At 59.3% G+C, this 11,827-nt stretch carries 11 protein-coding genes; 9 read left to right on the top strand and 2 right to left on the bottom strand.

Going from position 1 to position 11,827, the window contains the following annotated elements; translation table 11 throughout:
* Positions 1–153: 153 nt before the first annotated feature.
* The 7 genes from ccmC to ACZ5ZH_RS05130 all read left to right on the top strand — a co-directional run bounded on the left by ccmC (position 154) and on the right by ACZ5ZH_RS05130 (position 7,067).
* Positions 154–876, top strand: a complete 723-nt coding sequence (gene ccmC / locus ACZ5ZH_RS05160; protein WP_464772382.1) for a heme ABC transporter permease CcmC — start codon at positions 154–156, stop codon at positions 874–876.
* Positions 877–1,008: 132 nt separating this feature from the next.
* The gene (gene ccmE, locus ACZ5ZH_RS05155) at positions 1,009–1,455 is read left to right on the top strand and encodes a cytochrome c maturation protein CcmE (protein WP_449472484.1); all 447 of its coding nucleotides are present in this window, start codon (positions 1,009–1,011) and stop codon (positions 1,453–1,455) included.
* A 46-nt stretch (positions 1,456–1,501) separates the two neighbouring features.
* Positions 1,502–3,433 carry a heme lyase CcmF/NrfE family subunit gene (locus tag ACZ5ZH_RS05150; protein ID WP_464772381.1) on the top strand — a complete coding sequence of 644 codons (1,932 nt, stop codon included), beginning with the start codon at positions 1,502–1,504 and terminating at the stop codon, positions 3,431–3,433.
* Complete coding sequence (locus ACZ5ZH_RS05145; protein ID WP_464772380.1) at positions 3,430–3,957, top strand: DsbE family thiol:disulfide interchange protein; 528 nt, start codon at positions 3,430–3,432, stop codon at positions 3,955–3,957. The genes ACZ5ZH_RS05150 and ACZ5ZH_RS05145 overlap by 4 nt, the downstream gene beginning before the upstream one ends.
* Positions 3,954–4,364, top strand: a complete 411-nt coding sequence (locus tag ACZ5ZH_RS05140; protein WP_460985889.1) for a cytochrome c-type biogenesis protein — start codon at positions 3,954–3,956, stop codon at positions 4,362–4,364. The genes ACZ5ZH_RS05145 and ACZ5ZH_RS05140 overlap by 4 nt, the downstream gene beginning before the upstream one ends.
* On the top strand, positions 4,361–5,005 hold the full coding sequence (locus ACZ5ZH_RS05135; RefSeq protein WP_460985888.1) for a tetratricopeptide repeat protein: 645 nt from the start codon (positions 4,361–4,363) through the stop codon (positions 5,003–5,005). The genes ACZ5ZH_RS05140 and ACZ5ZH_RS05135 overlap by 4 nt, the downstream gene beginning before the upstream one ends.
* A 133-nt stretch (positions 5,006–5,138) precedes the next feature.
* Positions 5,139–7,067 (top strand): potassium transporter Kup, encoded by a 1,929-nt coding sequence (locus ACZ5ZH_RS05130; RefSeq protein ID WP_460985887.1) that lies wholly within the window; start codon positions 5,139–5,141, stop codon positions 7,065–7,067.
* Between the two features lie 47 nt (positions 7,068–7,114).
* Here the strand turns inward: ACZ5ZH_RS05130 and ACZ5ZH_RS05125 are convergent, their stop codons facing one another.
* Complete coding sequence (locus ACZ5ZH_RS05125; RefSeq protein ID WP_196226014.1) at positions 7,115–7,579, bottom strand: Hsp20 family protein; 465 nt, start codon at positions 7,577–7,579, stop codon at positions 7,115–7,117.
* A gap of 459 nt (positions 7,580–8,038) precedes the next feature.
* Here ACZ5ZH_RS05125 and ACZ5ZH_RS05120 point away from each other — a divergent pair, with 459 nt between their 5' ends.
* Positions 8,039–9,289: a lipoprotein-releasing ABC transporter permease subunit gene (locus ACZ5ZH_RS05120; RefSeq protein WP_464772379.1), complete on the top strand. Its 1,251-nt coding sequence runs from the start codon at positions 8,039–8,041 to the stop codon at positions 9,287–9,289.
* On the top strand, positions 9,282–9,971 hold the full coding sequence (locus ACZ5ZH_RS05115) for an ABC transporter ATP-binding protein (RefSeq protein ID WP_464772378.1): 690 nt from the start codon (positions 9,282–9,284) through the stop codon (positions 9,969–9,971). Before ACZ5ZH_RS05120 ends, ACZ5ZH_RS05115 begins: the two co-directional genes overlap by 8 nt.
* On the opposite strand, the gene ACZ5ZH_RS05110 is transcribed toward ACZ5ZH_RS05115, so the two are convergent.
* Positions 9,957–11,765, bottom strand: a complete 1,809-nt coding sequence (locus ACZ5ZH_RS05110; protein WP_464772377.1) for a diguanylate cyclase — start codon at positions 11,763–11,765, stop codon at positions 9,957–9,959. The genes ACZ5ZH_RS05115 and ACZ5ZH_RS05110 overlap by 15 nt on opposite strands.
* Positions 11,766–11,827: the final 62 nt, after the last annotated feature.

The raw sequence follows: 11,827 nt of genomic DNA, 5'->3' as shown, positions 1-11,827 counted from the left end.
CTGCGCGCGCATATAGTGGTTCGATCCTGATTTGTCGCCTGTCTGAAACAAAAAAGGCTGTTTGGGACGCCGTGGCAGCGACATTATGTCCTATGCGCAACAGAAAAGGGCCACTGGCTTTGCGCGTTCGGCGCAGCTAAAGAGCCTGTCCAAATGCATCGCTTCGCCAATCCTGCCCGTTTCCTGAAGATCGCTCGGCCGCTGACCATTTGGCTGTTCTGGCCAGGGTTGGTTCTGCTTCTGGTGGGTGCGGGCTGCGGGCTGTTCATTACCCCGGCTGACTATCTCCAGGGTGAGACGGTTCGTATACTCTATATCCATGTGCCCGCGGCATGGCTTGGAATGGCCGGATGGACAGGAATTGCTGTGGCGGCGCTGATGCAGCTGGTCTGGCGGCATCCGCTGGCCGCTGTTGCGGGACGCGCGATTGCGGTCCCGGGCGCGCTGTTTACGGCCATTTGCCTTGCGACAGGGTCCATTTGGGGGCGTCCCACCTGGGGGACATGGTGGGAGTGGGACGGGCGGATGACGTCCATGCTCGTGCTCCTTTTCCTTTATCTTGGATATATCGCGCTGGCGAATGCCAGTGCGCGTCAGGAACAGGGCGGCGTCAGTGCGGCTACAGCCATTTTTGGCTTGGTCGGGGCGGTCAATATACCGATCATAAATCGCTCCGTCGTGTGGTGGAACAGTCTCCATCAGGGACCCAGCATCACGATGCGCGGATCGAGTATCGACACGTCGATTCTTTGGCCGCTGGGGCTTACCCTTATCGGTTTTTCCCTTTTGTTCGGGGCGATCGTGTTGATGCGGATGCGCACGATATTGGCGCGCAACAAGGTGGAAGCGCGCATGCAGCGGCTGGCGCGGGGATAATGGCATGAACCAATGGGCTTTCGTCGTCGGCGCTTATGTGCTGACCTTTTCGGGCACCTTGGCCCTCTGCCTTGCATGCTGGCGCTCCATGCGTGATGCAGAGTCGGCTGCACAGAGATTGTCAGACCGGCCATGAAAGCGAAACATCAGCGCCTCATTCTAGCGATCGTCGCATTGTTCGCCTTGATCGGTGCGGGTTTGCTCGCGGCATCGGCATTGCGCGACGAAGCTGCCTATTTCTACGCGCCCGCCGACGTTCGTGCCAAAGGTGTCGAACCGGGCAAATCCATTCGTCTGGGCGGCATGGTGGTGAAAGGCAGTCTCAAGCGAGCCGCCGACGGCGTGACAATGCATTTTGACGTGACCGACGGAAAAGCGACCGTTCCTGCCGTTTTCAAGGGCATCGCTCCAGATTTGTTCAAGGAAGGATCCGGCGTGGTCGCGGAAGGATCGTTCGATGGCACGGGTACATTCATCGCCACCAACCTTCTGGCCAAGCATGATGAACGGTACATGCCTCGGGAACTCGAAGGCATTCAGTATAATGAGACGACCCACGAGATGAAGGCAGGCCAGTGAACGTTGTTAGGGTGGCCATAGGGCGGGAACGAGCGGAGAAGGCGGCATGATCGCCGAAGCGGGCTTGGCCGCGCTATGGCTTGCGGCGGCGCTGGCGTTTCTACAACTGAGCCTGGTGGCTTTCGGGCTGGCGGGAAAAAAGAGCGAATTGCTCCAGGCGGTCCGACCAGTAGCCGTTGCCCAAGGCGCTCTCACCGCCATTGCCTTTGTGGCGCTGATAACGCTTTTCATGCGGTCGGATATGTCGGTGCTGTTGGTCGCCACCAACAGCCATTCCATGAAGCCGTGGCTTTACAAGTTCGCGGGAACTTGGGGCAACCATGAAGGCTCTATGCTGCTCTGGGTAACGGTCATGGGCGTCGCGGGGTCTGCCGTTGCCCTGTTTGAACGGGCGCTACGGCGGGACACGCATATGGCGACGCTGGGCGGTCAAGCGGCTATCAGCCTGGGGTTTTATGCCTTCCTGCTCTTCGCATCCAACCCCTTCGCGCGGATCACTCCTCCCGCAGCGGATGGTCAAGGACTCAATCCTCTGTTGCAGGATCCCGGCCTCGCGTTCCATCCGCCGACTCTTTATCTTGGATATGTCGGCCTCTCCGTCGCCTTCTCCTTTGCCATTGGCGCGCTGCTGACGCGGCGGGTTGATGCAGATTTCGCTAAGGCGATGCGTCCTTGGGTGCTGGCAGCATGGATACTTCTGACGCTCGGAATCACGGCTGGCAGCTACTGGGCCTATTATGAGCTGGGCTGGGGAGGCTGGTGGTTCTGGGATCCTGTGGAAAACGCTTCGTTGATGCCTTGGCTCGCGGCCACGGCCTTGCTGCACAGCGTGACAGTACTCGCCACGCGCGATGCCTTGCGGGCCTGGACAGTGATGCTGGCCGTCATCGCGTTTTCTATGTCGATGGTTGGGACCTTCCTGGTCCGCTCGGGCATATTGACGAGCGTCCACGCCTTCGCCGTTGATCCGGAACGAGGCAGCTTCATCCTGATCCTCCTGGGCCTTTATATCGGAGGCGCGCTGGCGTTGTTCGGATGGCGGGTCGGGGCGGTTCGTGAAGGCGCGCCGTTCGAGCTTGTCAGCCGCGAAACCATGCTGGTGATCAACAATCTGCTGCTGACGGTGATACTGGGCCTGGTGCTGATCGGCACCCTCTATCCGCTGCTGACCGAGGCGTTCGGGCATAAGGTATCGGTTGGTGCTCCTTATTTCGACAGGATAGCTGGCCCGATTGCGCTCATCCTGATGATCGTCATGGTGGCGGGACCATTGACCCGCTGGCGCCGGGACAAGCTGGCAGAGGTTGCCGGGCGCATGATGATTCCGGCAGTCATCGCCTTGATCGCTCTTGCCGTCATGGCAATGCTCGCCTGGGGACGGATTGGCGTGCTGCCGTTCCTTGGGCTGGTCATCGCCTTGGCCGTTGCAGCGGGCAGCGTCGCCCCGTTGTGGAAGCGCAACTTGCGCCGTACGCCGCTGTTTACCTGGGGCATGGTCATCGCTCACCTCGGATGCGCTGTCAGCCTCGCGGGCATGGCTTGCGATTCTGCGTTTACCGTTGAAAAGCTGGCGGCCGTCCGCCCCGGCGACGTCGTCGAAGCTGCCGATTGGAAACTCCGCCTGGTGCAGATTTCGCCGATCGCCGGAGACAATTGGACAGCCTTACAGGCTGACATGGAGGCGAGCCGGGGGAATGAGGCACCGGTTGCCCTGCATCCACAATCTCGTTTCTTCCCTTCTCCCCCCACGACCACCACTGAAGCGGCCCTGCTGACCCGCTGGAACGGGCAGCTTTATGTGGTGCTCGGCCAAGAGGCGACCGAGGGACGTTGGCAACTGCGGGTCTGGTGGAAGCCTTTTGTCACGCTGATCTGGTTTGGCGGCGGGCTGATTGCCCTTGGTGGCGCATTGGCATTGGTAGGGCGCGAGCGCCGAGGATGGCTTCTTAAATGGCGCAGCAGGACGCTTGCGACATGAAGAAGCTCTTGATTTGGCTACCTCTTGTGTTCTTTGCGGGTTTCTTCATCCTGTTTGCGAGCGGCTTGCTTAAGCCGGACGACCGGGTCATCACCTCCAAGCTCGTCGGCAAGACATTGCCCGAATTCACCTTGCCAGCAGCGGCCAGCGATCGCCCCGCCTTGGCCAGCGCGGAACTGGCAACGGGCAAGCCCCGGCTGTTGAACATCTTCGCCAGTTGGTGCGTGCCGTGCGCTGCGGAAGCTCCGCAGCTTATGGCGCTGAAGCAAGCAGGTGTGGAAATTGACGGGGTCGCGATCCGTGATGCCCGGTCTGATGTCGACCGCTTCCTTCAGCGCTATGGGAATCCATATGGCCGTATCGGCCTTGATGCGCGCAGTAGCGTGCAGATCGCGATTGGCTCCTCCGGCGTGCCGGAAAGCTTCATCATCGATGGAAAGGGGCGCATCGCCTACCAGCATGTCGGTGACATAAGGGCGGATGACATCCCGATGATTCTCCAGCGTTTGGAGGCTGCGAGATGACACGGCTGCTGACATTGCTTGCATTGCTGATGAGTTCGCCGGTGCTGGCGCAGTCGGCGCTTCCTCCGGCTCCCTATGCAGACCGGCAAATCGATGATCCGGCGCTCGAGCGAAAGGCGAAGGCGCTGATGGAGACGATTCGCTGCCTCACTTGCCAGAGCCAATCTATCGCTGACAGCAACGCCAGTCTGGCAGGTGATATGCGTTCCCAGATCAGGGAGCGGATCATGGCGGGGGAACAACCCGAGCATATCCGGAGCTGGCTCATTGAACGTTACGGCGATTGGGTAAGTTATGAGCCTACGGCGGACCCGGTTCTTTGGCCGCTTTGGGGCGCGCCATTACTGCTGATCGGCCTTGGGCTGTTGCTTGTGCGCGGCCGGATTAAGCGGGGAGGACCGCGATGACAGGATGGGTCATAGCGGCTGCGTTTGCTATTTGCCTGATGGCGCTTCTGGTAGCCGTCGGCCGTATTCCGCGCGTTTCATGGGAGTTGACGGCTGCCGCTCTGCTACTCGGCCTTGCCGGTTATGCATGGCAGGGAAATCCTGGCTTGGCGGGAGCGCCCAGAAATGCTGCTGCTTCGAACGGCAAGCAGTTTGATGAGCAAGTCGCCCAACTACGCCGCGGCATGGCGGAGCGCTATGGTCCGGCAGGGCAGTGGCTGATGCTCTCAGACGGCCTTGGCAGGCAGGGCAAGACGAAAGAATCGGCGAACGTGCTGCTTGCGGGCATCAAACAATCGCCCGGTGATCCCAACCTGTGGTTGGGTCTGGGCAATGCGCTTGTGGCACATGCCGACGGTGTGGTGTCGCCGAGCGCTGACTTTGCTTACCGGCGCGCCATGTCGCTTGACCCACAAGCGCCTGCTCCGCCCTATTTCTACGGCCTGGCTCTCGTTCGAGCGGGCCAGTTACAGGCCGCCCGCGATCTTTGGGCGCCTTTGGCTGCAAGGGCGCCTGAAGGCTCGAAAATCAAGGCGGAACTGGAGCTTAACATTGAGCGTATCGACGCGATGCTGGCTGACAGCCCGCCTGCGGTTCAATGACATGGCTCGTCAATTGCGCTGCTCAGGGAGGCGTGATAGGGCGCGCGCCATCCTTGTGAGTTAAGCGGGATTGTCCCCGTGCGCATGCCTTGGCTTGAGTGTCGTATGATCATGACCATCTGGCGTTTCCTTCATGGCTGATCAACTGGCGAGCGCCGTCGCGAGCGCGCAGGACGACGAGTCCGAAGGACATAGCCACGCGGGCCAGAAAGCGACGGCCAAGCTTGTCGTCGGGGCGATCGGCATCGTGTTCGGCGACATCGGCACCAGCCCGCTCTACGCTTTTCGTGAAACTTTCGCGGGCCATCATCATCTGGCACTCGATCCCGATCACATCCTTGGCGTCATCAGCCTGATGTTCTGGTCGATGATGCTGGTCGTGACGCTGAAATATGTCTCGATCATCATGCGCGCCGACAACAAGGGCGAAGGTGGCAGCCTTGCGCTGCTCGCGCTGATCAACGGACAGACAAAGACTCAGCGATGGTCGCGCGGCATCGTCCTTTTGGGCGTGTTCGCGACCTCGCTTTTCTACGGCGATTCCATGATCACCCCCGCGGTGTCAGTGTTGTCGGCTGTGGAAGGCCTCGCCGTTTATAACTCTGAACTGGCGCCCGCGATTCTACCTGCCGCAGTGATCATATTGGTGTGCCTGTTTTGGATTCAGGGCTTTGGGACCAATCGCGTCGCTGCCCTATTCGGCCCCATCATGCTGCTGTATTTCGTCACGATCGCGGCCCTGGGCATCATCAGCATAATCAAGACGCCTGGCATTCTCCTGGCGTTCAATCCCTATTGGGCGTTCATGTTCTTCATGACCGATCCGTTGCCGGCCTTCCTCGCCTTGGGCGCGGTCGTCCTTGCGGTGACCGGGGCGGAAGCGCTGTATGCCGATATGGGTCATTTCGGGCGCAGCCCGATCCGCGTGTCCTGGCTTTGCTTCGTCCTCCCGGCGTTGATGATGAACTATATGGGGCAGGGGGCTCTGTTGTTTCGCGAGGGCGCGGCTGCGCTCCACAGCCCCTTCTATCATCTGGCACCCCAATGGGCGCAGTTGCCTCTGATCGGCCTCGCGACTCTGGCAGCGATAATCGCCAGCCAGGCAGTCATTTCCGGCGCATTTTCAGTGACGCAGCAGGCGATCCAACTGGGCTTCATGCCCCGCTTGCGGATCGCGCATACCAGTGCCTCGACCGCGGGGCAGATATATATCCCCCTCATCAATTGGGGATTGATGGTGATGGTCATCCTGCTGGTGCTGGTGTTCCAGACATCGTCCAATCTGACTGCCGCCTATGGCATCGCCGTCACCGGAGCGATGTTCATCGACAATCTGCTGCTAACCGTGCTGCTCTATCGGCTGTGGAAGTGGCGCTGGTATTATTCCGCACCCTTGCTTGCGGTATTCTTCATTGTGGACGGCGCATATCTCGCGGCCAACTTTACCAAGGTTCCGGATGGCGGCTGGTTCCCGCTGCTAATCGGGTTCGTCGTATTCACGCTGCTGACCACATGGTCGCGTGGACGTCGGTTGGTGCAGGATCGCTTGCGCGAAGGCGCGATGCCAATCCCTGTGTTCGTAGCCTCGGCCGCTAACAGCGCCGTGCGCGTTCCGGGGACGGCCGTGTTCATGACATCCACGCCAAACGGCGTTCCCCATGCCTTGCTCCACAATCTGAAACATAACAAGGTGTTGCATGAGCGGGTCATCCTGCTGACTGTGAAGATCAAGGACGTTCCAGTCGTTGAGGATGATGGCCGATGCAGGCTGGAGGATCTCGGGAAAGGATTCTTCCGCCTTGTTCTGGAATATGGGTTCATGCAGGAACCGGACGTTCCAGCGGCCCTTAAGAATGTCACCGGATGTGGTCAGGCATTTAGGATGATGGAGACCAGTTTCTTCCTGGCACGCCAAACGCTGTTGCCGTCTGCCAATCCAGGAATGCCCCTGTGGCGAGAAAAAATCTTCGCCTGGATGCTGCGAAACGCGGAAAGCGCGATGGAGTTCTTCCGCCTTCCGACCAACCGCGTTGTCGAACTGGGTAGCCAGGTAGAGATTTAAGATGCGAACAGGGCGCGACCTTCAGGCCGCGCCCCATGAACATCCGATCAGGCTGCGTCGCGATCCTTGTTGATATCGACCAGCTGCCCGCCATTCACAGCGATCTTCTTTGGCTTCATCGCTTCAGGAATTTCGCGGACGAGTTCGATCGTCAGCAGGCCGTCCGCAAGATCGGCTTTTTCCACCCGCACGAAGTCGGCCAGCTCGAAACGCCGCTCGAAACTGCGATTGGCGATGCCGACATGCAGGAATTTGGAGCGATCAGAGTTCGGGCTATCTTCCTTGCGTCCGACAACCTGCAACAGATTTTGTTGAGCAGTGATGTCGATTTCGTCAGGCCGAAAGCCCGCCACCGCAAGCGTAACTCGATATCGGTCCTCCGAAAGACGCTCGATATTGAAAGGGGGATAATTGTCGCCCTGCTGCAGGCGGGCATTGTTTTCGATCAGATCGAAAAGTCGGTCAAAACCCACGGTGGAGCGGCGATAGGGGGTAAGGTCAAAACCACGCATGTCATAATCTCCATCAGAGCAAAATGATCATACCGGACCCATGCTGGCGTCCGGCGATACGATGCGCGACCCCATCAGGCGGCCGTGCGTCGTTGATATGGTTGAACGAAATCGGGTTTCAAGAGGCCTGTTTCGGCCGGAATCAAAAGTGCCCGGATCGTGTTTCCACGATCCGGGCACTAATGGACGATTGCTCGTCTCCCCCTTGGTCTGCCTCAACCACTTCTCAGCCCCCTAAGCTTGAAGCGGGAAGCAGTATCCCTGAACCACGGCCATTAACCTGTGCTTCGATGACTTTGCTATGGCTCCGAAGGCCCGCTGTCACGGGCTATTTCCGTACGGGAAGATTTTAGCTTCACGCCTGTGGCTGAGGTGCAACAATCTGCGATGCTTGCCGTTAGTTGAGACCCTGCTAGACGGGCAGTAATTAACATCACGCAAAGGGCCGTTCGCGCCACCATGATCTTGTCACGCTACGAACGTATGATTGCCAAGCGCTATCTGCTGCCTGGGAAGGGGGAGGGATTCATTTTCCTCGTCGCTGGGATAAGCCTCGCCGCCGTGATGTTGGGGGTGGCCGCGCTCATCATCGTGATGAGTGTGATGAACGGGTTCCGCGCTGAGTTGTTCGACAAAATTGTGGGACTGAATGGCCATGCGGTGGTGCAGGGCTATGGTGGACGGTTGCCCGATTGGCGATACATATTGAAAGAAGCAAAGGCGACGCCCGGCGTCACCAGCGCAACGCCGCTTATCGAACAGCCGCTGCTCGGCAGCTTTCAGGGACGGGTCGAAGCGGTCCTCGTCCGGGGCATGACCGTCAAGGACATCCGGAACAATGCGACACTGAAGGCGAAGGTGCTGGCAGGGAGCATGGATAACCTCACCGCCAACGCGGGCAAGGTTGGCATAGGATCGCGACTGGCTGAAAATCTGGGCCTTCAGCTTGGCGACAGCATCACCATAATCAATCCCGCAGGGCGATCGACGCCGTTCGGTACTGTACCGCGCCAGATTTCTTATCAGGTGGCGGCGATCTTTGAGGTGGGTGTCTACGACTACGACAAGGCGTTCGTCGTGATGCCGGTGGAAGATGCGCAGACCCTATTGTTGCTCGGCGACGTGGTCGGCATGATCGAGATCGAGACTGTGGACGCTGATCGGGTGGGAACGATCTTGGAACCGCTGGCTGGAAAGGTTGCCGGTCGGGCTGTCGTGACCGATTGGCGCCAGATGAACGCCTCCCTCTTTGAAGCACTGGCCGTTGAACGGGTCGCGATGTTCGTGGTGCTTTCGATCATCGTGCTGGTCGCGGTTTTCAACATCCTTTCCTCGCTGATCATGCTGGTGCGAGCGAAAACGCGTGACATTGCGATCTTGCGAACAATGGGCGCAAGTCGGGTTGGGCTCGTCAAGATATTCATGACCGTGGGCGTGACCATCGGATCGTTGGGCATGGTGGCCGGGATGGTGCTGGGCTTCACCTTCCTCTTTTTCCGGCAGAGTGTGGTGAATGCGATCCAGTTCATGACCGGGCAGAATTTGTGGGATCCCTCGATCCGTTTTCTGACCGAACTGCCGGCCAAGCCAGATCCCATCGAAATCACGATCATCTGCTTGATGGCGTTGATTTTCAGTTTCCTTGCTACGCTCTATCCAGCCTTCAAGGCTGCCAATACCGATCCCGTTCAGGTGCTGCGCTATGAATGACATATTGAAGGTTGCGGGCCTGAAGCGCAGCTTCACTCAAGGAGGGGTCACGATAGAGGTCCTGCGCGGCGTCGACCTGACCGTCGGAGAGGGAGAGATCGTGGCGCTGCTCGGGCCGTCAGGGTCCGGCAAATCGACCCTGTTGCAGGCGGTCGGTCTGTTGGAAGGCGGATTCGACGGGTCCATCCGCATCGATGGTGAGGAAGCTGCGCGCCTCGATAATGACGGGCGGACGCGTTTGCGCAGGGATGCATTGGGCTTCGTCTATCAATTCCACCATCTGCTGCCGGATTTCAACGCGGCCGAAAATGTCATCCTCCCCCAGGTTATCCGCGACAAGGAGTTCCATGCGGCACGTGCACGTGCTGAGTCGCTCCTGACATCCTTGGGCCTTGGTCATCGTCTGGATCATCGGCCGAGCCAACTTTCTGGTGGCGAGCAGCAACGCGTGGCGGTGGCTCGGGCACTCGCAAACCGGCCTGCCTTGATCCTGGCCGATGAACCCACGGGGAATCTGGATGAACGGACAGCCGATATCGTGCTGGCCGAATTTCTCCGCCTTGTGCGGGAGGAAGGCTCCGCCGCTCTGGTCGCGACCCATAATGAAAGGCTCGCGGAAAAGATGGATCGCGTCGTCCGTCTTCATGAAGGGTTGCTGGAGGAAGATTCAGGCCTGAACTGAGGCATCTTCACGGACAGTGGCTACCACGATCTGGTCTCGTCCTTGCGCCTTTGCGCGAAGGAGCGCGGCGTCGGCGGTTTGGACGAGTTGTCCGGGTTTGCCATGATCGGGATAGGCGGCGAGCCCGAATGAAGCCGTGATAGGGCCAAGCTCTTGATGGCCATGCTGCACGCGCAGATTTTGAATCCTCGCTTGGACATGCCGCGCACGATCGATCGCCTGATCCAGCGAAAATCCGGGCATCAACAGCACGAACTCTTCACCACCCAAGCGGAAGGCGACACCGTCTTCACGGAGCGAGTCATCGAGCACACCGCCCACGGCCCGCAGCACCGCATCTCCGGCATCATGGCCATATGCGTCATTGAAGCGTTTGAAGTGATCGATGTCGATCATAAGGCAAGCGAGAGGGGAGCGATCGCGCGTGCTGACCGCCACTGCGTCTTCAAGCGCGGTGTCGAACCGCCGCCTGTTGGCGAGGCCGGTCAATGCATCAACCATTGCCATTTCGCGCAGCGCGTCGCGCAGGCGAAGGTTCGCCAGCGCCAGCCCGATATTTTCGGCCAGCATCTCCAGATATTTTTCAGTCCTTTCGATCTGGTCGGCGGTCAGATTTCCGGGCTCCTCGAAATAGAGCAGGCCAATTGTTTCACCCTGCGCCGCGAGCGGGATGCAAATGGTTGAAGCCGAACATTGCCCGCCCAGATGTTCGCAAGGGATGTCGATGATGTTTCCCGCAGGCCGGTGCGTCTGGCCGCGACGCAATCCCCAGCAACTTGAAGGGGGAAATTCCTCGTTCGACCATAGTGGCGACAACCAGTCGCAAGCCTGGCGCATCGCATTCCGGCGGGCGTCGTGGATGTATAGCCTACCCGCGAAGCCGGGTGCGATCTCCGGCGCGAACCGTCGCACGACGTCGATCAGATCGGAGCTGTTGTCACAACCCTGAAGGCGCTGCGTCATGCGGGAAAGAAGGTCCTGCATGATCCGGTCAGCGTCGCGTTCCTTCTCCAGCCGTTGCCGCTCCAGGCCATTTTCGCGGAAGATCCGGATCGCCTGAGCCATATCTCCGATTTCGTCGACATGCGAAAATTCCGGCGGGATTGCTGCGAAGTCCTGTGCGGCCAAACGGGTAACTACATCGCTCAGGCGAACGACGGGGTGCAGGATGCGCTGTTTGAGAATGAAATAGAGAACACAGAGAAAAAGGAGCGCCGTGGCGCCGAGCATGATTTCGGACATGCTTCGCCATTGCCGCGCAGTCGTTGTGGCACGGGCGATCATCGTTTCGGTACGTTGATCCAGCATGTACTGAAACTTGCCGATCTGGGCACCGATGCGGTCGAGTTCGCGGCCATATTCATCGCCGAACAATATCGTCTGTGCAGTGTCGCGATTGCCTGTCTCGACGGCGCGTAAGGCCGCTTCCTGCTCATCGGTGAGAGCGTCGGTCCAATGTAGGGCGTCGCGAAGAGCACGAAGTTCGGCCTCCGTCGCACCCGCATCACGCAACCTGTCGATACGCTGTTCGACCGAGCGCAGTGCAGCTTTCTCGCGCCGGTACGCAATGACGTGAGTGGGATCTCCGGTAATCGAGAATGCCCGCGCCTGCTCCGTCTGTCGGTAGCTGTCTTCGAGCAACGCGGCCGTCAGCTGATCAAAGACCGCGCGTTGCTCGACTGCGGTGCGTTCCGCCTTTTCAGCGCCTGATGCCATGAGCATCGTCGTGCCGGAAGCGAGCGTCAGGAGTACGGTGGCGCCATAAGCCCAGTTGGTGATCGTGGATAAACGCATATACGTGCAATTATGTGTGAGAAGTTGGAGAATGCTTAATCATGGGGCAAGCGGCCCGGAGA

It is taken from the genome of Sphingobium sp. TomMM7A, from assembly GCF_055397305.1.
This window is presented reverse-complemented; position numbering and strand designations above follow the sequence as displayed.